Below are 20,071 nucleotides of genomic sequence, written 5' to 3' on the forward strand. Positions count from 1 at the left end.
TTAATACATAGTTGATGCCCTATTTGATCAAGGCTTTCTATGTTAAAAACCCCTACCATTAGCCTTTTCATAAATAGCCCAGTAAGCTTCCAGGCTGAGGCGCTGTCGCCTCTTGTTGGGTCTGCCTTTTTCTAGTAGACGCGGGCGATCATCGGCGGTGGTAAATGGATTGCTTTCCAGTTTGCACAACCCTTCTACCATTAAGAAATCAAAGAATTAATTAAATTCTCTACGGCGTGTATGCGCTAGTGAATGGTAAGGGATTCCCACCAATTGCGCAGATCTGCGAGTTTGGCCTTGTGTATGTGGATGGCCTCAAATCTCTCCCCAAACCGCTTTAGTGCGTTACAGCGATTACGCCAACTGGCTTTGTTGACTAAGCGTGGGTGACTCTCTAGCCACCATTCCATATATCGTGCAACATTATGTGCAAAGTAGGCTCTACCGGGTACTCTACTGAGATTGCGTTTCACGTTATCGTCCCGATGAGCGTTGGTCTGCTTCGCCATACGCTGAGCATTTACAAGGGAAACTTTGAAGATCTTGTAGGAACCATCCGGGCAGTGATAGCGCCAGCAGCTTTCCCTGGCGCGGTTCAGGCTAGAGGTTTCCCGGTAATGCTGTGTCGCCCACCATGCGGGGCTTTTTAGGCCTGCCCATTTCCTTACTCGACTACTGCTTTATCTGCTCTCAACCTGACAACAGGTCTAGCCCGTTCCTAGGCTGACCATCGTTAACCACATATCTTTGTTCAAGTGCTAACACGGATGTTGAGATGCTTTATACATTGACAGCCGTTAAAATTGAAACTTCTAAGAAGGCTAGAGTTGTGTTTTCTGTGACGCCGACAGCGCACAAGTTAAGATCGTGACAGATTTCCATGTTGAAGGTTTGACTTCAGTGCTGGTAAGTATCATGGAGCATGCTGTTAAAGTAGGAGTAAAGCTCGAAAGATCTTTAAGATTTGATCCCCGTGCGCTCAAAATTTCTTAATTGCTAGACTGGTACGTTTGTACATTCATAATTCTGGTGGCAGGCAGATGGCCTTTGCCAGCTCACTGGTAACCATGGCCAAGTTCAAGGTGCTCGGTCTAGCTACCTCATGAAAACTGTACAATAGCTTCAAGTCATTTTTGAAAATGGGCTTCGCCTGTAGATCTTGGTCTTCAACCGGTTGGAGATTTTTCGTACTGATTACTTGCCGACCTGTGAGGTCGGTATAACTTTTAGATGGTTGGCGAGTACTCACTTGGGTATTTAAGTGCTAGCCTGCTCTCTTTCATATTTGCGTTCAGCACAAGCTACATACTCCTAAGGAGGCTTAGAGGAGCCTTTGGAATCTGGGTCACTCCACTATTTTTTAGAAGTAACCTCCAAAAGCCACCCTGCATGCTGGGGATAAAATTTTAGGGCTAGCTCGAGTCTTCCCTCTGGATGCGTATAAAATCAGATCGATTCGTATAAAAATAGTACGGCGCTTCTAGAAAGCTTTTGAAGGAAGTGAATGCTCAGGAGGAGGGCTAAGTAGAGGCTATCGGTTTGCCTATTGATGACAGGCACCAGACGCACATTGAGACTGGATTTTAATCTGTGTAAGTTCTGCGACTTGTTGTAAAGCAAGTAATCAGGCGGGTTTACGTAATGGCGCGTAATTAATTTGGTGTGACGTGGGTGAAAGGCCGCGATAATATGCCGCGCTGACCAACAAAGCTGCTGATGTACTCAGGAGGAGTCATCATCTATTTCTGCAAGCTTTGAAGCTAGCACGCTAAAGATGAGTGAAGTTCTACCAGGTATCACTCGGCTATTTGAAGTAAATCCTTCCAAATGGATTTGAGATCATTATCCCAGTTCCACGTTTTAGATAGTGGGACTGGTTCACAGTTATTCAAGAAAAGCTGCTATGGGCCCAACAACTTCGCGCACAGTCTGGCAGATCCAATGGGATGTGATTTACGCGCTGCTTGTACGCGAGATGAAAACTCGGTTCGGTAAATGGAAACTGGGTTATGCTTGGGTATTGTTGGAGCCAGCCATGCATATCATGGTCCTGGCCGCGATCTTTAGCTTCCTTGGGCGAGATTTCTACCCAGGGATTCCCACCATGCTGTTTATGCTCGCTGGTATCGCGCCGTTTTTATTTTTTTCTCACTGCTTTAATAAGTCTATAGCGGCTGTGGACTCCAACCGCGGCCTATTCAACTATCGCCAGCTGCGTCCTTTTGATGCCGTTGTAAGCCGGGTGATGTTGGAGTTTGTAATCTACCTGGTTAGTTTGGTTGCGCTACTGGGAATATTGGCTTGGTTTGGAGTATCTGCCACCTTTAATAATTTCCTGTTACTGGTTGTTGTGAACTTTCTCTATCTGTGTTTTTGCTTCGGCATGAGTTTGGCGCTCTGTGTGGGCGGTGCAAAGTACCCAGAGATGTCAAAGTTTGGTTCCTTAATCCAGAGGCCACTGTACTTTATGTCTGGGGTGTTTTTCTCCCTGGAACAGGTGCCTGAGCAATACCACCCGTATCTCTCCTGGAATCCTTTACTGCATGTGATTGAGTTAACTCGTGAAGGCTTGTTCAGTAGCTACCACGGAATGTTTGCTAACTTGCCATATCTAGCCTTCAGCTCACTGGTAATGCTTGGCTTTGGCTTGCTGGTCTATCGTAGTCAATGGCAAGACTTGGTGCGCAGTAAATGATCGAGTTACGCAATCTCACCAAGTCTTTCCGCACGCCGAATGGACGCAAGGTACTGTTCAAAGATGTGAATGCCGTTTTCCCCGAGGGTAAGAATATCGGCATCCTTGGGCGCAATGGTGCCGGCAAATCAACCCTGTTGCGGATTATGGGCGGCATTGATTATCCCGATTATGGACGGGTCATTACCAACGAGCGCATCTCCTGGCCTATGGGGCTTGCCAGTGGTTTCCAGGGCAGTATGACAGGTAGAGAGAATGCCGAGTTTATCTGTGGTATTCATGGAATTTGGGGTAAGAGCCGGCAAAAGGTACTGGATAGGGTTCAGGACTTTGCCGAGATAGGCGACTACTTCAATGCGCCTGTGAAAACTTATTCTTCCGGAATGCGCTCCCGCTTGGCGTTTGGCTTGAGTATTTCTGTGGATTTTGACTGCTACCTGGTAGATGAAGTGATGTCGGTTGGTGATGCACACTTCAAACACAAGTGTGAACAAGTTATCGCCGAAAAACGCAAATCAGCCAATTTTATTATCGTGGCCCATGCAATGCAGCAACTGAAAAAAAATTGCGATGTCGGTATCTATCTCGGACCACAAGGGCTACAGATTTACGACACCGTAGAAGAGGCCATAGAGGTTTATCAGCACGGAATCCCCAAGCCCAAGGTGCAACAACAGAACAGGGCCGCACAGGCACTTAAGGCATAGACAATGGAAACAAATACGCAGCTTGTCACAGAACAAAAGACTAAGCCCGATAATGGTGCATTAAAAAGAACTGCTGAAGTTGTAAAAGGTATTTTTGCAGGCTTCGCGGCGAATGAGCCGCAGTCTCAACCTGGAGCAGACCGCTCGGGCATGGGCCCCTGGCGTGGATTACTGCTTTGTGTTGGTTTGCCGCTGCTTCTGGTGTCTGCCTACTATCTTTTCCTCGTTTCGGATCGCTATGTCAGCAGTACACAGCTGATTGTAAAAGACAACGGCTCCAGCCAGGGAATGTCATCTTCTCTCGGTTTCTTATTGCCTGGGGCGGGAGCTGACAATCAGGATGCTTTCCTAGTGGTTAACTATATCCAATCCTTGGATATGGCTGTATATCTGGATAAGACATTGCAGTTAAGTAACTACTACCGAAGCGATCGTTACGACATCTTCTCGCGGCTCACCTCTGACGCTACTCAGGAAGATTACCTGAAATACTACCGCGAACATACTGCGGTTGGTTACGATGAGTCGACGGGCATTATTACAATCGAAATGCAGGCTTTTGAGCCTGAATTCGCCCGTACGTTAGTTGAGACTGTTACCCAAAAGTCTGAAGATTTTGTTAATGCGATTAGCAATCAGCTGGCTGATAAGCAAGTGGCTTTTGTTCGCAGTGAGCTGGAGTTGGCGCAAAATAAACTCCGAGCTTCCAAGCAGGAAATTCTTGATTTTCAAAACCGCAACAAAGTAGTCAGCCCGGAAGAGCTTACCAAAGGCATCAGCGGCATTATCCAAGGGTTGGAGGCCAAACTTGCCGAGCAACGTGCCAAGCTGACGGCTGCCAAAACCTATCTAAACCCCGATTCCTCTCAGGTTGTCTCAATGCAGGCTGAAATTAATGCCCTGGAAGGACAAATAGCCGCAGAAAAGGAGCGCCTTGTTGGTGTCTCAGACGCTCAGGGAGAACAGCGCCTCAACAGCTTGAATGCACACTTCCAGAATTTGGAATTGAATCTTCAGTTTGCCACCGATGCTTATGCCGCATCTCTTAAAGCTTTGGAAACTGCGCGTATGGAGGCCTCTGGAAGGCTAAAGCACTTAATGGTTGTCAGCCAACCGTCGTTGGCTGAGAAAGCGGAATATCCACGCAAACTTTATAACCTGGCTAGCCTGGCAATTATCCTGCTATTAATTTATGGCATTGTGAAGATGCTGGTATCCAGTATCCGCGATCACAGGATTTAGCATATTAGTTACTTCCTGATGAAGTGTTAGAGGGAAGCTGAAAACAGCTGAATTATTGAAAACAATATTGGTCTAGGTTTTGCGTTATAAAATCTGGACTATTACAAATAGATACGCAAACTAAAAGATCGAAAAGATGATCGTGAGAAACTTAAAAACTCTAGGGGTATTACTAGGTTTACTGACTAGTATTGCTTTGCCAAATGCTCAGGCGCTGGAAACCCAACAGTTGGATAAGAATGAATCTACAGAGATTCCAAAATCCAATGTGCCGGTCTTTGGTCAGTCCCTATTCCAAGGCGCTTTTAAGGATCAGCCCTTTAGTGGATTCAACCCAGACTATCGCATTACCGTGGGTGATCAAATCAACCTGCAGCTCTGGGGTGCCTATAGTTTCAGTGCAACCTTGGCTGTGGACCCGCAGGGTAATATTTTTGTACCCGAGGTTGGGCCTGTACATGTAGCCGGCATAAAAAATGGCGAGCTCAACGATTTTGTTCTGCGCCATGTAAAAGGCGTATTCAAGAAAAATGTACGTGCCTATGCCAATTTGGAAGCAAGTCAGCCGGTAAAAGTATTTGTAACTGGCTATGTCAAGAATCCAGGGTTGTATAACGGATATTCCTCTGACTCCATTCTTTACTACCTGGATAGTGCTGGTGGTATAGACCGCGATAGCGGTAGCTTTATAGATGTTAAAGTTGTACGTGGTGATCAGCTGCTGCAAAGAGTTAATTTATACAATTTCCTCACCGAGGGCAGCATGCCCGCATTGCAGTTGCGCAACGGTGATGCCATTGTAATTGGGGCACGTAACGGAGCAGTTTCTATAGAAGGCGCGGTGCAACTGGCCGCACAAATTGAATTTAGCGGTCCTTACACTCAATTAGGGGAGATGTTACTGGTTACCAAGCCAGATCCTCAGGCTAATTTTGCCCGTATTACCCAAGTGATCGATGATCAGCAGCAAGCCAGTTATTTACCTCTAGAGGAAGCTCTAAATACTGCGCTTTATCCTGGAGCCAGAGTTGAGTTGGTAAGAGATAACGACATTAAATCGATATCCGTTACCGTAAGTGGTGAATTGGATGGCCCTGCCAGTTATGTGCTTCCCTACGGCGCAACGCTGGAGGATCTTTTGTCACAGCTCCAGTACCGAGGTAATGCCGATCAATCTGCGGTGCAGTTGTACCGTGAGAGCGTGGCTAAGAAGCAGCGTGCAGCGCTAGAACGCTCCCTTGATGCTCTTCAGATGGAAGTCCTTACCCGACAGCCAAACACTGAGTTAGAAAAAGGCGCTCAGTCTGAAAATGCGGCAATGATTCAGAAATTTATTGCTGAGGCACGAAAAGCACAACCCCGTGGTCAAGTGGTACTGGCTAACAATCCCAATGCTGGAACCATGTTGCTTGAAGATGGTGACAGGCTGGTGGTGCCCCTGAAGAACTCGACGGTTTCAGTGGTAGGTGAAGTGATTTTTCCCACATCACTGGTATTTAATGCGCGTCATACACTGGAAAATTATATTGAAATGGCCGGCGGTTTCTCCAATAACGCCAATCAAGATGAACTGGTGATCCTACATCTGGATGGCACTATCAGCCGGGTTAAAAAGAGGAAGTTCGATAATCGTCTGAAAGATATCTTGCGTCCAGGTGATGAAATAATGGTGATGCCAGAGGTGCGCTCCAGTGAGCTACAGGTGACTAAAGATGTCACAGAAATTCTTTATCGTATAGCAGTGGGCACGGCTGCAGTACTGTCTTTCTAAGGTGAATCGGATAACTCTTCTTCTTTATAACCTTTAGATAAAAAAGGAAGAGGAGGAGGCGAAAGTAGTGAGCAATATATAGCTCCAAGGAGAAAAAGATGATCACGAAGGGAAGTTCAACCAGAAAGGGGATTATTCTGGCTGGAGGTTCCGGTACCCGTCTGTATCCTCTTACCAGGGGAGTCAGTAAGCAGTTGATGGGGGTCTATGATAAGCCGATGATTTATTACCCGCTGACAACTCTGATGTTGGCGGGGATCCGAGACATATTGATCATTACTACTCCAGAAGAGCAATATCTTTATCAACGCTTGTTGGAAGATGGTTCTCAATGGGGAATTAATATTAGCTACGCGATACAACCGAGCCCAGATGGTCTCGCGCAAGCTTTTATTATTGGTCGTGAGCATGTGGGTAACAACAAAAGTGCTCTGGTGCTGGGAGATAACATTTTCTATACCCAGCACTTTAGTCAGATCTTGCAGCGTGCAGATGATCGGGAAGAAGGCGCTACAGTCTTCGGATACCGTGTTGCCGATGCAAGAGCCTATGGCGTCGTAGAATTTGATAAGGAAGGCAAAGCCGTTAGCTTAGAAGAGAAACCGACCCGTCCAAAATCTAACTACGCAGTAACAGGCTTGTATTTTTATGATAGTCAAGTTTGCGACTTGGCCAGGGAGGTTCAACCTAGCCCGCGTGGAGAATTGGAGATTACCGATATCAACAATATCTACCTTGAGCGCGATGAACTAAATGTTGAGTTATTGGGCCGTGGCAGTGCTTGGCTGGATACTGGAACCCATGACAACCTGCTTGAGGCTGCGCATTTTGTTCAAACCTTGGAGCGGCGTCAGGGGCTGAAAATTGCCTGCCCTGAGGAAGTGGCATATCGCAAAGGTTTTATTTGTGCCGAGCAATTGGAAAAGCAGGCTCAACCACTCTTGAAGAGCGGTTATGGCGAATATTTAATGAGCTTGTTGCTAGAATCTGGAGAGACCTCTGCTCTAACTCAGCATCGATTGACCGCTGTACTCTAGAACAACAACCTTTTTCCTTTGCCTTGTTAATAATCAAGAAATACACAGTATGAAAGTGATAGAAACTGCAATAACTGATGTGAAAATCCTGGAGCCAAAGGTTTTTGGTGACGAGCGTGGTTTCTTTTTCGAATCTTTTCGGCAAGATTTATTCAGTCAGGAATGTGCAGATAGAGTCTTTGTCCAGGATAACCATAGTAAGTCTACCTTGGGCATACTACGTGGTCTGCATTATCAAACCAAGCAAACACAAGGTAAGTTAGTGCGCGTTACCAAAGGTGAGGTCTTTGATGTTGCGGTCGATTTGCGTAAAAGCTCCTCAACTTTCGGCCAGTGGGTTGGTGTGACGCTTTCAGCAGAAAACAAACGTCAACTTTGGGTACCGGAAGGCTTTGCCCATGGCTTCTATGTTACTAGTGCTGAGGCAGAGTTCGTTTACAAATGTACCGATTACTACGCACCTGAGTATGAACATTCTATTCGTTGGGATGATCCTGATCTGGCGATCGAATGGCCCTTGATTAATGGCCAAGCGCCCAAGCTCTCAGCGAAAGATGCTGAGGGGAAACATCTAAAAGACGCGATTGTTTTCCAGTAACGGCTCGTTGCAGACGAGACCTATACCTTAAGGTATAGCCATAAACTATCAGTGGGGCCCGGTATATAATTCTGAATACAAGGCTTTATCGCCGCTAGTTTCCACTATTAGGGCCGGGTACCACTGGCCTAACCTAATTCAATGTGAATAAGTGAATGAGAATCCTAGTAACCGGTAAGAATGGCCAGCTGGCAACGGAATTGCAAAAACGCAAACCAGCCGGTATTGATCTGATAGCGCTAGATCGCAACGATCTGGATATCACAGATAGTGACCAGGTTATGCAAGCTGTTAATAAGTACCAACCAGATACTCTCATCAATGCTGCTGCCTACACAGCGGTAGACAAGGCGGAATCAGAGAGAGAGCAAGCTTTCGCCACTAATGCGACAGGTCCAGAAAACTTGGCGAAAGCTTGTCGTGAAATGGGGGCTCGTTTAATACAAATCTCCACAGATTTTGTATTTGACGGTCAGAGCTCCACCCCATACAAGCCCCAGGATTCGATGTGCCCACTGGGTATCTATGGAGAAAGTAAGGCTGCCGGTGAAGCTGCCGTGCAAAGTGTATTGCCACAAGCAATCATTTTACGGACTGCCTGGGTTTATAGTGCCCACGGAGCTAATTTTTCCAACACTATGCTTCGGCTTATGCGTGAACGTAATCAATTGGGTGTAGTGGCGGATCAGATAGGTACACCTACGAGCACCCAAACATTGGCTGAGACAATCTTCACAATGATAGGCAAGCCCGATTTATGCGGAATCTACCATTGTACGGATGCTGGCACCGCTAGTTGGTATGATTTTGCTGTCGCAATCTATGAAGAAGCCAAGGAGCTTGAGCTACTTGCAGAAGCGAAAAATGTAGAAATTAGGCCAATCAATACCTCAGATTACCCTACTCCCGCAGCTAGGCCGGCTTATAGTGTTCTGGATAAGTCTAAATTGGTGAATGATCTGAATCTTGAACCACAGCATTGGCGTAGGGTTTTACGTAAAGTTTTACAGGAAAAGACTGCGTCATAAAAAATTCAGATCATGCTGTCCTTTATATTAGTAGACATCCATATGCATGAAGTGACACACGCGAGAAAGGCGCATGCACTGGATAGACACCAGAAAGTACTGAAGAACTAAAAGTTTAATCTTGTAAAGATACGCTTTTAGTTTCCTAAACATCCAAAAAAGTATTGTCAAAAAACAAATGAGTAATTTACTGGTAACCGGCGGTGCTGGTTTTATAGGCGCAAACTTTATCCACTATTGGATGAGCACTTACCCACAAGATAAGGTAGTCGTTCTAGATGCACTAACTTATGCTGGTAACAGGGCTAACTTGGAGCCGGTAGCGGAAAATGCTAATTTTTATTTTTTCCAAGGAAATATTTGCGATACGTACTTGGTAGAAACGCTGCTCAAAGAGCATAGAATTGATACATTGGTTCACTTTGCAGCGGAAAGCCATGTTGACAGGTCTATCAGTGGTCCAGACGCCTTTATTGAAACCAATATTATTGGTACTCATAGCCTGCTTAAGGCCGCCAAAAAAGTCTGGCTGGATGACGGAGTGAATAAAGACAATCACCGCTTTCACCATGTTTCCACTGATGAAGTTTATGGAACCCTGGGCCCTGAGGATCCTGCCTTTAGCGAAATCACACCCTATGCACCCAATAGCCCCTATTCAGCTAGCAAGGCTGCATCAGATCACTTGGTGCGTGCATATCACCATACTTATGGACTGAAGGTTACCACCAGTAATTGTTCCAATAATTACGGCCCTTACCACTTTCCAGAAAAACTGATACCACTGGTAATCACTAATATCCTGCAGGATAAACCATTACCGATTTATGGTGATGGTCAGCAGATTCGCGACTGGCTGTATGTAGAGGACCATGCACGAGGCATCGATTTAGTAATTAAAAAAGGCCACTTGGGAGAGTGTTACAACATTGGTGGCATTAATGAATGGGCAAATCTCGACATCGTTAAGCTGATTTGTGAGCTAATGAACTCAGAATTCGCTGAGAACCCTGAACTCACTAATAAGTACCCCAAAGCGGTATCTGCAATAGCAGGGAAAGCACAGAGTCTGGTTACCTTTGTAAAGGATAGGGCCGGACATGATCGTCGCTATGCCATAGATCCCCAGAAGTCCAATAGTGAACTGGATTATCAACCACAGGAGAGTTTTGCTAGCGGAATTCGTAAAACGCTGCAGTGGTATTTAGAGAACGACCGCTGGTGGCTGGCAGTGATGGATGGCAGCTATCGTCAGTGGATAGACCAGCAATATAGCACTGCTGAGCAAGTGGGAGATAGATAATGGGAATTAATATTAGAAGGCGTTTCAAGGCTGCCCGCAGCACAGCAGAGAAGACGTTCTCTGAACAGGTACAGGTATGGGTGGATATTTGCGGGGTTATCGCCGGGCGACACCTTTTGATCCAGGGCTGGGCATTTCACCCTGATCACGAAACTCTGGATTTTCAACTCGAATATATTGGTAGTGATGAAGATACTGATACGGAAAGTATCGACAAGATTAATTATAGTACCCTGCGTACCACCAGGCTGGATGTAAATAGACACTTTAATTTCGAAGGAAATAGTCGTTGGGGCTACAGCCTGTTGGTGGAGTGGCCCTATGATATCGCTATAGAAAATAGTTCCCTGCGTATGACCGTAAGGGTTGAAGGTCAGACTAAAGAGGTTGAGCTAAAGCCATTCGTGGAATTGAGTGGCGAAGCCTTGTTTGGCCACTGCATGACTTGGCGTACTGGTGAAAAAGCCGAATTGCTTAACGCGATGTTTAAGAGCATGGGCAATGGAGTTTTTGAGATTCCAGGCCTAAAGAAACTGGAGGAAGAACAACTCAAGACCTTGGTCGACTGGCACTGGGACAGTATTCTGGCAGTACCTGGTCATGGACTATTTCTTTCTGGTTGGCTACTTGACGGTCAGCTGGATCTGGCAAGTTTAGTGTTGCGCACTACCGATGGTAGCTACAGCAAAAATTTGCTTGAGGAATCTGCAAGGTTTACCCGCTCGGATGTTTTGGAAGCCTTTCCAGGCAGAGCGGAAGCTAATTATAAAGCGGGTTTCTTCACTTGGGTGCCTATGCCGCATTTGATAGAGAAAGCCCGCTTGGAGCTACTCTTCTTCACTAAAGAGGGCCGCCTGGGGGTTGTCCCGATTCAGCAGACTAATATTCGTGGGGATATTACCCATGCAAGTCAGCAGGTGCTGGTGAACTTCAATGTCGATGGTCGTGAATACCAGAAGAACATGCGGAAATATATAGGTCCGGCGCTCTCAGCGCTTTGGACGAATAGACGCTATCTTCTCGAAGAACCCCAAGTAGAAGTAATACAGTTCGGTCAAGAAATTAAAGAGCCCAAACGCAGTGTTATAGTGCCGCTCTATGGGCGCTATGATTTTCTGCTACATCAGATAGCACAATTTACAGAAGATGCCGATTTTGCTGAGACAGAGCTGATTTACGTTCTGGATGACCCCAGGCTCTATGATGCATTTATACCTTTCTGCTATGACACCAGTAGATTGTTCCCTGTAAGCTTCAAGGTAATTTACGGTGGCCGTAATTTAGGTTATGCCGGGGCTAATAATTTGGGGGCGCGCCATGCCAGTGCTGATAAGTTAGTACTACTTAATTCAGATATTATTCCAAGTAGCAGCGGTTGGATTTCACGAATTGAACAACAAGCTTCTTCACTAGATGATGTTGGCGTAGTTGCACCGAAGTTGGTTTTTGATGATGGCACAATTCAACATATTGGAATGAGTTTTTCCAAAAGTGTGCAATTTGGTAATTTATGGCTGAATGAACATCCAGGAAAAGGAAACCCTGAATGGCTGATTGATATTGATTCTGTAATGGAATCACCTGCGGTTACGGGTGCCTGCATGTTTATTAGCAAAGCCTTGTACGATTCTGTGGGCGGCCTGGATGAAACCTATGTACTCGGAGACTTTGAGGATTCTGATCTCTGTCTGCAGTTAAGAAAAGCAGGCTATCGACACTATGTACTCACCGATGAAAAGCTCTACCATTTAGAGAGAATGTCACAAAATTTATTCGAAAACCGTGACTGGAAATTTAAAATCACACTTTACAATGCCTGGCAACATACTGAGCGCTGGGGAAGCCTGATAGAACAGCTGGTTCGTTAAGGAATTATCGATGACTGAACACAGAATACTGATTGTTTCCCATGGTCACCCCGATCACAGCAAAGGCGGTGCAGAAGTGGCTGCCTATAATTTATTTAAGGAATATGAGCGGCTGGGTTTGGATACGGTTTTTCTGGCTCGTACCGATCAGCCTTCTCATGGAGGCTCCGCCTTTTCTACGATTAATTCGGATAAAGAAATTCTTTTTCATACCCATATGTCCGATTTCTTCCTATTCCAGTCCGGTTGTAAAAAGCATGTATGGCAGGAATTTCGCGCATTATTACAGCGCTATAAGCCAACAGTGATTCATTTCCATCACTATATACATATGGGGTTGGAGTTAATACGTGAAGTAAGAAACACACTGCCGGATGCACGTATTGTTGTAACACTGCATGAATATTTAGCCATCTGTGCTAATAACGGCCAAATGGTTAAGCCGGGCAAACAGATGAAGCTGTGCTATAAATCATCTCCCACTGACTGTGCTCGCTGTTTCCCTGAGCGCTCAGCTGCAGACTTTTTCCTTAGAGAGAAATATATAAAATCCATTTTTAATTTAGTGGATATGTTTGTCTCGCCTAGCCATTTTCTGATTGAGCGCTATAAAGCCTGGGGAATACCTGAAGAAAAAATGGTGATGATTGAAAATGGTCAACCGGAGATCGAAACGCCAGCACCTCGCCCGTTAGCAGAAGGGGAAGGGCGCGGCCGTTTTGCTTTCTTTGGTCAGATTAATCCTTTCAAAGGTGTAGATGTATTACTGGAGGCCTTTAAACTGCTGCCGGAAGATATTCGGGATAAAGTTCATCTGGATATTCACGGTGCTAATTTGCAAGGGCAAACAGAGGCATTTCAGGAAAAAATCCATGCTCTGCTAGAAGACCTTGGTGATTTGGTTACTTTGCACGGCTCTTATGAGTCCCATGAGATGGGTCGTCTAATGGAGCAGGCAGACTGGGTGATTATTCCCTCAGTATGGTGGGAAAACTCACCAATGGTGATTCAGGAAGCCTTTAACCACGGGCGCCCATTGATCGGAAGTGATATTGGCGGAATGGTTGAAAAAATTACCGAAGGCGTTAATGGCTACAATTTTCGCAGTGGAAGTAGTAACTCCCTTAAGCAGGCTATTTTGAAAGCTTGTGATGAGAGGAATAGCTGGGACTTGGTTGCTAGCGATACCCCTAAACCTTTGAGCATTAGTGAATGCTCAAATATTCATCTATCAATTTATTAATATTTAGATTGAGTAATAGGCATAATTATGATTACACCAATTATGTTGCGCAGTTTTGGAAGGTCAGGATCCACATTGTTAATGCAGGTCCTAGGTTCTTCTAATAATGTAGTTTTTGATAGGCATTATCCATTCGAAAAACGTCATTTAACTTATTTATGCAGATTGTCGGGATTGGTTGGTAAAGATACTGCTAATGATTCGGATTGGAATCCAGATTCCATTTTTAATAGAGAGCTAAATAAAGTTGGCCCTATACCATATTCTGAAGTAAGTATCTTCGATAGGAGTGAGCTTTCTAAAGATTTTTTGAAAAGGCTTTGGAATGGATTTTCTACCCAAGTAAAGAAAGCTAATTCAGATATAATAGATAGTAATAATCCCGTGTACTATGCGGAGAAAGTCGTCCATGATATTTGCAGTGAAGTAAATAATGTTATTGCCGCTAAAAATTTATTCTTGCTGAGAGATCCTAGAGATGAATTTCTTTCCATAAAAAGCTTTAATAAAAAGCGTGGCTTTAATGGGTTTGGATGGGAGGAGAGCGATACAGATGAAAGTTATGCGATAAGACTCTGTAAAATGAGAAAGAGCTTTATGAGACATGTAGCCAATATGGAGTGTGACGATAGGCGTTACTTTATAAAGTACGAAGATTTTATGTTGTCTCCATTTGATAAGACAAATGATATCAGCGAATGGCTTGGTTTGACTCTTGATTATAATCAGGTTCTTGCTAATAGAAGCTCTGTGGATCAGCACATTACTGCACCTGAGTCAGTTATTAGATGGAAAAGTGAGATGGATTCGTCACTTTGTGAAATTTTTAATGAGCATCTAGGTGAAGAGCTAAATTCATTGGGATATGAAGTTTAAGTTTAGAAATAAGAAATGAAAAAGTTTAGCGTTTATGCAAACTGTCAGAGCGTGGCACTAGCGAAAACTTTGCTTAGTGATCAGGGCTTTAGCAGCGTATATAAGTTGGTGGAGATAAAGCCCGTTCATACTTTAGATAGTACGGATATAAATGATACCCTTAATAAAGTACGTGATCTAGACCTGTTTATTTATCAGCCTTTTGGAGGTAGGGGAGTAGAGGAGCTTTCATCTGAGTCGGTTGTAACGAAACTGCCAGAAAATTGTATCTCTCTATCTTTTCCGCCTCTTTACTTTGATGGATACTTTCCCCAGTTGGAGATGTTGCCGGGAATTCAGTCCCCACTAAATCTAGTTCATGATTTTTTCATTTTGAAATTCTATCTTGATGGTTATTCAGAGGCCTTATGCAAAGAGAGGCTGCTGAGCGAAAGTTTAATCGAAGAAACGAAAGCTGTTAACTATTACGAAAGATCTATAGAACGACTGTATAATAGAGAAAAGGTTAACAATATAGATCTTCCAGTGTCTGATTTTTTAAGAGCTAATTCGCGGACCTATAAACTGTTTAATCAATTCAATCACCCGAGAAAACCAGTCTTTGAGTTTTTGAAGAATAATATTTTGGATAGAGTTGGTGTGCGACCTTATTCTTCAGATCTAGATTGGGATGGGCCTGGATATCTGGATGGAATTAGGTGCCCATCGCTTTCTTGCATGCGCAATAGTTTGAGCTTTGACTTTGAAGATGATGAAGTATATTTTGCTCAAGGAAAAACTCTGGGGCTTGATGAAGTAATTAGAGGTTTTTATCAATCTTATGATGATGTTGATAGAGCCATACTTGAAAATGCAATTTTAGAAAAAAAATCTGAAGTGGTTTCTCTTTTAGAGAATTAATAGTTTTATGAATGTAGCAATATTTTCTCCCAATTTTGGGAGTATATCAGAGCCCTGGATATTATCTGCCCAAGAGATAATGAAGAAAACTGGAAATAATACAGGCAATTTAGCATATTGGTACTCTGTGCCTAGAATGTTTGATGCTAAATTCCATATTATTCAGGGAATGGCACATGCAATAGCATTGAAAGGTAAGGTTGATCTTTTTGTTTTTCCGGCTTCCAATCAGCTAAATCCAAATTCGGACATGGGGGCGATTGCTGATATCGTGGAAGAGCTAGATGTACCATGTTTAGTAATTGGTTTGGGTGCACAGTCAGATAATGAAGCGACATTCCCAGAATTAAAAAATGGTACATTAAGATTTTTGCAATCTGTGGCGAAACGTTCTCCTGCAATATTGTGCAGAGGTGAATATACTAAGCGCTTGCTAAATAACCTTGGAATTTTCAATGTTGTTGTTGGTGGTTGTTCAACAGTTTTTATAAATGGGAATAAAAACTTAGGTGTGAGGCTTGAGGATAAGTTTAATAGGCCAATAAGTAGATTGAATATTGCTTCCGGGCAAGTAAATCCTGCAGTGCAGCAGGTTGAAAGAGATCTACTGAATCTTTTAGAAAGCATCGGTTGTGGTAGCTATACGATACAGCACCCACCAATTCTCTTTAAAGCACTAATGAATCAAAATTTAGATGCTAGTGAAGCAACACTGACAGAAAATCTGGCACAAAGATTTCTTGGTGTAAAGGATGGGGCTGCACTTGTTAATTTCCTTCGGAAATTTTCAGTATTTCATGGTGATATAGACTCGTGGCTTACAAGTCTTTCTTTGCACAGCCACTCAGTTGGCACTCGGATACATGGAAACATTCTTGCCCTACAGGCTGAAACTCCAGCTGTATGTATAACAACTGATACGAGGACTCGTGAGCTTTGTAATGTATTGAAAGTTCCATCCGTTGAAAGCCTAACTTTTTCTGATATATATAATACTAAGGAGAAGATGTTGAGTATTTTTTCTGAGTTTAATTTTTCAGGTAAAGAGTTTGATAATAATAGATTAAGGCTTGCTAATATTTATTGGGATGTTTTTAAAAGCCTTGACGTTAAAGTTTCCAAAAACTTTAAATGCTTTATAAGTTAAGAAGCCTTCATTTAAAGGTTCTATTTTAATTTAATGCTAATCATTATAAATTTATGATTCGACTTTTGTCTGCTGTTTACAGGCTGTTGATTTTTTTACCTTAAATCCATGACTCTATTGAGATCTTAAATGAAAGCAATTTTACCCGTTGCCGGCTTGGGAACTCGTATGCTGCCAGCAACAAAGGCTATTCCCAAAGAAATGCTGCCTATTGTTGATAAACCACTTATTCAATATGTAGTTAATGAAGCGGTGGCTGCCGGTATCAAGCATATCGTACTGGTTACTCATTCCAGTAAGAACTCTATCGAAAATCACTTTGATACCAGTTTTGAATTGGAGGCGACCCTAGAGGCTAGGGTCAAGCGTCAGCTGCTTGACGAGGTGCGGTCCATCTGTCCGAAAGACGTCACTATCATGCACGTACGGCAGGGTGAGGCGAAAGGCCTGGGTCATGCAATTCTATGCGCCCAACCATTGGTGGGTGATGAGGACTTTGCAGTATTACTGCCGGATGTGATTATCGATGATGCTGCCTCAGATCTTAGCCGCGATAATTTAGCGCAAATGTTATCTCGGTTCGATCAAACCGGTGTCAGCCAGGTGATGGTGGAGCCGGTGCCGCAAGAGGAGGTACATCAATACGGTGTGGCGGATTGCCAGGGGGCCGCATTGTCTCCAAATACCTCGCAGCCAATGACGGCTATTGTGGAGAAGCCTCCTATGGCAGAGGCGCCGTCGAATATGGCGGTGGTTGGACGTTATGTACTTTCTCGCAAGCTGTGGCCACTCCTTGAACAAACGTTACCAGGTGCTGGTAATGAAATTCAGCTCACAGATGCAATCGCCGATTTGATGACCAAAGAAAGCGTTGAAGCCTATCGCATGGTGGGCAAGAGCCATGATTGCGGCTCTAAGCTAGGGTACTTGATGGCAAATGTTGAGTATGGTTTGCGCCATCCCGATTTAGCTAAGAGTTACAGAGCTTATCTAAATACGTTGATTTTATCTGAGAATAAGATTTCCGAAACTCAGAACCATATTTCACAGGATGCTGTTGCATGATGGAGGTTGAGTGAGCAATGGGTAGAAGCGTATTGGTTACCGGGGGAGCTGGGTACATAGGCAGCCATACCTTGGTGGCACTGCAAGAGGCTGGTTTTGAGGTGGTAGTCATCGACTCACTCTGCAATAGCTCCGAAATAGCGCTACAGCGTGTACAGATGATCACCGGTACACCAGTGCGTTTCTACCATGGTGATATTAGAGATCGCGCGCTGTTAGAGCGGATTTTTACTGAGAATACAATCCATGCTGTGATCCACTTTGCTGGATTGAAGGCTGTAGGTGAATCTTCGCAAAAGCCGATTGACTACTACCAGAGTAATGTTACTGGAAGCCTTGTGTTGCTGGAGGCAATGCAGGCGTATGGAGTTAAGCAGCTGGTATTCAGCTCATCGGCGACTGTCTACGGTCGTGAGGCTCCTGTGCCTTATGTGGAAACCTTGCAAACTGGTAACACCAGTAACCCATATGGAACTAGTAAATGGATGGTGGAGCAGGTTTTAAAGGATGCGGCCCTCGCCAACCCAGAGCTTTCTGTAGCACTCCTACGATACTTTAATCCCGTTGGCGCGCACCCCTCAGGTCTAATCGGAGAAGATCCCCAGGGTATACCTAACAATTTGTTACCGTACATCGCTCAGGTTGCAGTGGGTAAACGCAAAGAGTTATCGATATTTGGTGATGACTACCCCACACCGGATGGTACCTGCCTGAGGGATTACTTACATGTGATGGATTTAGCGGAGGGGCATGTTTGCGCCCTGGAGTGGCTTGAAGGTAAAACTGGTACTATGGCCTTCAACCTTGGAACAGGAAAGGGTACATCTGTTCTAGATATAGTGCGGGCTTTTGAACAGGCCTCAGGTGTATCCATCCCCTATAGAGTGGCGCCTCGGAGAGCAGGTGATTTAACAGCTTTTTGGGCTGATGCCTCCAAGGCGAAGCAGGATCTGGGCTGGGTGGCAAGATTGGGGCTAGAACAAATGATGGTTGATACATGGCACTGGCAGACAAACAATCCCCATGGCTACGGCATTGACACCAATGAAAGATAAACAAAGTAATAGAGTGAAAGCTTGTTCTACTAACCAGGCATGTACTAAATCCAGTAAAATCGTTGTGTAGTTATTGAATATAACAATATGGTTTACTGGACGCGCCTTCACACAGAAGTATATTGGGCTGACCCAGATGGATGGGTTAAACTTGAGCAAGGCTCCCCTTCTAGTTACATAATTGTTATAAGTCCTACTACTAAAGCCTTGAGAGTGAGGATTTGTAACATCTATATACTTCTGACGGGCACGGCTGACACAAAGTTGAAAGGTAAAGATTTTCAAAAGTCAACCCAGGCAAGGCCTGGGCTCTTTTTTTAGTACAAAATGCCATTTCTTTAAGGTGGATGGGTAGTCGAAATTAACCCTAAGCAAGTAGGATACTTGCAATATTTTGCATAAAACGTATCCAGCCTCGCGTATAGAGAAAGGATTGGTTTTATCATCATATAGATTTATGTGTGTTTGCTGATGGAATAGGTGATCTAAGTGTTTATTAATAGTGGTATGTTGTTTTGAAACCTATTGTTTTTGTACATATCCCCAAAACAGCGGGCACCAGTTTTCGTCAAGGGCTAGATTCTTTTTTCGGCAAGAAGAAAATATGCCTAGATTATGGGGTGAATTCAGCGATAACGAGCAGTATTGTTAAAAGCTGGGTCGAAAGCGAGAGGGATGGGTGGCACTTTGCAAATACCTTTAATAAGCAGAGATATCAATTATTAACGGGGCATTTCCATTCAGCAAAATACGCTAATATTTTTGGTGTCGGTAGAATGATCACTTTCTTGCGTGATCCGGTACAAAGAATCGTCTCTGAATATAATCATCTAATAAAAAATAGTGATCACGAGGAGAGCTTTCAGAGTTTCTATCGTCGCTCAGAAAATATTAATAGACAACTTCGTCTCGTAGGGCGTAAAACATGGACTGAGTTTGGTTTTATTGGTTTCGTAGAGTCTTATAAGGAATCTCTACGCTTGCTCAATAGAAAGTTTAACATTGATATTCCTTATCTACATAAAAATATCAATAAGGATAAGGCTGTGGAATCATGCATGTTACCCATAGGAGAAATAGAAGAGTTAAAAAGCCTCAATGCCGAAGAGATAGAGTTTTATAATCGTGCTAGATTTCAGTTTGATTGGCGTCTTCGTCTTATTAATGCCAAAGTAGGTTATGTTTCTGGTTCTGTAACTAATTTTGAAGCTGGTAAGCTAAAAGGTTGGGCTATTGCAGAGAATTTACATGAAGCAGTATTAATTCAAGCAAGGATGGGAGGTAACGTGATTGCTGAATGTAAAGCCAATGAATACCGCCCCTACTTTAAGGCTCAGGAACAGGGGCGAGGCGGCTTTGTTGGTTTCTCTCTAGAAATAGACAGAAACATAAACATAAATACTATAGAGTGTATCGTGGCAGCTACCGGGCAGCCATTATTATATAATGTTAGCTAAAGGTTAGAACTAGCCCGGGCTTTTGGGGCTATATAGAATGTCTACTTATTTAGGGTTTACGATTAGTTTTTGGAAGTGC

General features: G+C 44.0%; 17 protein-coding genes. 16 read left to right on the plus strand and 1 reads right to left on the minus strand.

Going from position 1 to position 20,071, the window contains the following annotated elements:
* Positions 1–245: 245 nt before the first annotated feature.
* Entirely contained in the window at positions 246–509 is a 264-nt protein-coding gene (locus ACJJIO_RS13975) for a hypothetical protein (RefSeq protein WP_444908808.1), read from the minus strand.
* Positions 510–1,903: 1,394 nt separating this feature from the next.
* Here ACJJIO_RS13975 and ACJJIO_RS13980 point away from each other — a divergent pair.
* The 16 genes from ACJJIO_RS13980 (at position 1,904) to ACJJIO_RS14055 (ending at position 19,992) form a co-directional block, all read left to right on the plus strand.
* Positions 1,904–2,695 carry an ABC transporter permease gene (locus ACJJIO_RS13980; RefSeq protein ID WP_444908809.1) on the plus strand — a complete coding sequence of 264 codons (792 nt, stop codon included), beginning with the start codon at positions 1,904–1,906 and terminating at the stop codon, positions 2,693–2,695.
* A complete protein-coding gene (locus tag ACJJIO_RS13985) occupies positions 2,692–3,402 on the plus strand; it encodes an ABC transporter ATP-binding protein (RefSeq protein WP_444908810.1) in 711 nt (236 codons plus the stop codon). The genes ACJJIO_RS13980 and ACJJIO_RS13985 overlap by 4 nt, the downstream gene beginning before the upstream one ends.
* Positions 3,403–3,405: 3 nt before the next feature.
* Positions 3,406–4,644 carry a KpsE/RkpR family capsule polysaccharide export protein gene (locus tag ACJJIO_RS13990; RefSeq protein ID WP_444908811.1) on the plus strand — a complete coding sequence of 413 codons (1,239 nt, stop codon included), beginning with the start codon at positions 3,406–3,408 and terminating at the stop codon, positions 4,642–4,644.
* Positions 4,645–4,780: 136 nt separating this feature from the next.
* The gene (locus ACJJIO_RS13995; RefSeq protein ID WP_444908812.1) at positions 4,781–6,415 is read left to right on the plus strand and encodes a polysaccharide biosynthesis/export family protein; all 1,635 of its coding nucleotides are present in this window, start codon (positions 4,781–4,783) and stop codon (positions 6,413–6,415) included.
* 98 nt (positions 6,416–6,513) lie between these two features.
* Positions 6,514–7,452: a glucose-1-phosphate thymidylyltransferase RfbA gene (gene rfbA, locus ACJJIO_RS14000; protein WP_444908813.1), complete on the plus strand. Its 939-nt coding sequence runs from the start codon at positions 6,514–6,516 to the stop codon at positions 7,450–7,452.
* A gap of 49 nt (positions 7,453–7,501) precedes the next feature.
* The gene (rfbC, locus tag ACJJIO_RS14005; RefSeq protein WP_444882625.1) at positions 7,502–8,050 is read left to right on the plus strand and encodes a dTDP-4-dehydrorhamnose 3,5-epimerase; all 549 of its coding nucleotides are present in this window, start codon (positions 7,502–7,504) and stop codon (positions 8,048–8,050) included.
* A gap of 155 nt (positions 8,051–8,205) precedes the next feature.
* Positions 8,206–9,078, plus strand: a complete 873-nt coding sequence (gene rfbD, locus ACJJIO_RS14010; protein WP_444908814.1) for a dTDP-4-dehydrorhamnose reductase — start codon at positions 8,206–8,208, stop codon at positions 9,076–9,078.
* A 178-nt stretch (positions 9,079–9,256) separates the two neighbouring features.
* Positions 9,257–10,381, plus strand: coding sequence for a dTDP-glucose 4,6-dehydratase (gene rfbB, locus ACJJIO_RS14015; RefSeq protein WP_444908815.1), 1,125 nt, complete (start codon positions 9,257–9,259; stop codon positions 10,379–10,381).
* Positions 10,381–12,249: a glycosyltransferase family 2 protein gene (locus ACJJIO_RS14020; RefSeq protein WP_444908816.1), complete on the plus strand. Its 1,869-nt coding sequence runs from the start codon at positions 10,381–10,383 to the stop codon at positions 12,247–12,249. Before rfbB ends, ACJJIO_RS14020 begins: the two co-directional genes overlap by 1 nt.
* 10 nt (positions 12,250–12,259) lie before the next feature.
* Complete coding sequence (locus ACJJIO_RS14025; protein WP_444908817.1) at positions 12,260–13,492, plus strand: glycosyltransferase family 4 protein; 1,233 nt, start codon at positions 12,260–12,262, stop codon at positions 13,490–13,492.
* A 27-nt stretch (positions 13,493–13,519) separates the two neighbouring features.
* A complete protein-coding gene (locus ACJJIO_RS14030; RefSeq protein ID WP_444908818.1) occupies positions 13,520–14,368 on the plus strand; it encodes a sulfotransferase domain-containing protein in 849 nt (282 codons plus the stop codon).
* 15 nt (positions 14,369–14,383) lie between these two features.
* Positions 14,384–15,268 (plus strand): WcbI family polysaccharide biosynthesis putative acetyltransferase, encoded by an 885-nt coding sequence (locus ACJJIO_RS14035; RefSeq protein WP_444908819.1) that lies wholly within the window; start codon positions 14,384–14,386, stop codon positions 15,266–15,268.
* A 79-nt stretch (positions 15,269–15,347) separates the two neighbouring features.
* On the plus strand, positions 15,348–16,415 hold the full coding sequence (locus tag ACJJIO_RS14040; RefSeq protein WP_444908820.1) for a polysaccharide pyruvyl transferase family protein: 1,068 nt from the start codon (positions 15,348–15,350) through the stop codon (positions 16,413–16,415).
* A 129-nt stretch (positions 16,416–16,544) separates the two neighbouring features.
* Positions 16,545–17,480 carry a UTP--glucose-1-phosphate uridylyltransferase GalU gene (galU, locus tag ACJJIO_RS14045; protein WP_444908821.1) on the plus strand — a complete coding sequence of 312 codons (936 nt, stop codon included), beginning with the start codon at positions 16,545–16,547 and terminating at the stop codon, positions 17,478–17,480.
* Between the two features lie 17 nt (positions 17,481–17,497).
* Entirely contained in the window at positions 17,498–18,535 is a 1,038-nt protein-coding gene (gene galE, locus ACJJIO_RS14050; protein ID WP_444908822.1) for a UDP-glucose 4-epimerase GalE, read from the plus strand.
* 515 nt (positions 18,536–19,050) lie between these two features.
* Positions 19,051–19,992, plus strand: a complete 942-nt coding sequence (locus tag ACJJIO_RS14055) for a sulfotransferase family 2 domain-containing protein (protein WP_444908823.1) — start codon at positions 19,051–19,053, stop codon at positions 19,990–19,992.
* Positions 19,993–20,071 lie beyond the last annotated feature (79 nt).

The sequence above is a fragment of the Microbulbifer mixtoriginis (SeqCode) genome (genome assembly GCF_052467235.1).

What these genes read in the sequence shown, in the direction of transcription:
- ACJJIO_RS13975 (WP_444908808.1), bottom strand. Translation starts at nt 509, where the DNA reads ATGGCGAAGCAGACCAACGCTCATCGGGACGATAACGTGAAACGCAAT.
- ACJJIO_RS13980 (WP_444908809.1), top strand. Translation starts at nt 1,904, where the DNA reads ATGGGCCCAACAACTTCGCGCACAGTCTGGCAGATCCAATGGGATGTG.
- ACJJIO_RS13985 (WP_444908810.1), top strand. Translation starts at nt 2,692, where the DNA reads ATGATCGAGTTACGCAATCTCACCAAGTCTTTCCGCACGCCGAATGGA.
- ACJJIO_RS13990 (WP_444908811.1), top strand. Translation starts at nt 3,406, where the DNA reads ATGGAAACAAATACGCAGCTTGTCACAGAACAAAAGACTAAGCCCGAT.
- ACJJIO_RS13995 (WP_444908812.1), top strand. Translation starts at nt 4,781, where the DNA reads ATGATCGTGAGAAACTTAAAAACTCTAGGGGTATTACTAGGTTTACTG.
- rfbA (WP_444908813.1), top strand. Translation starts at nt 6,514, where the DNA reads ATGATCACGAAGGGAAGTTCAACCAGAAAGGGGATTATTCTGGCTGGA.
- rfbC (WP_444882625.1), top strand. Translation starts at nt 7,502, where the DNA reads ATGAAAGTGATAGAAACTGCAATAACTGATGTGAAAATCCTGGAGCCA.
- rfbD (WP_444908814.1), top strand. Translation starts at nt 8,206, where the DNA reads ATGAGAATCCTAGTAACCGGTAAGAATGGCCAGCTGGCAACGGAATTG.
- rfbB (WP_444908815.1), top strand. Translation starts at nt 9,257, where the DNA reads ATGAGTAATTTACTGGTAACCGGCGGTGCTGGTTTTATAGGCGCAAAC.
- ACJJIO_RS14020 (WP_444908816.1), top strand. Translation starts at nt 10,381, where the DNA reads ATGGGAATTAATATTAGAAGGCGTTTCAAGGCTGCCCGCAGCACAGCA.
- ACJJIO_RS14025 (WP_444908817.1), top strand. Translation starts at nt 12,260, where the DNA reads ATGACTGAACACAGAATACTGATTGTTTCCCATGGTCACCCCGATCAC.
- ACJJIO_RS14030 (WP_444908818.1), top strand. Translation starts at nt 13,520, where the DNA reads ATGATTACACCAATTATGTTGCGCAGTTTTGGAAGGTCAGGATCCACA.
- ACJJIO_RS14035 (WP_444908819.1), top strand. Translation starts at nt 14,384, where the DNA reads ATGAAAAAGTTTAGCGTTTATGCAAACTGTCAGAGCGTGGCACTAGCG.
- ACJJIO_RS14040 (WP_444908820.1), top strand. Translation starts at nt 15,348, where the DNA reads ATGAAGAAAACTGGAAATAATACAGGCAATTTAGCATATTGGTACTCT.
- galU (WP_444908821.1), top strand. Translation starts at nt 16,545, where the DNA reads ATGAAAGCAATTTTACCCGTTGCCGGCTTGGGAACTCGTATGCTGCCA.
- galE (WP_444908822.1), top strand. Translation starts at nt 17,498, where the DNA reads ATGGGTAGAAGCGTATTGGTTACCGGGGGAGCTGGGTACATAGGCAGC.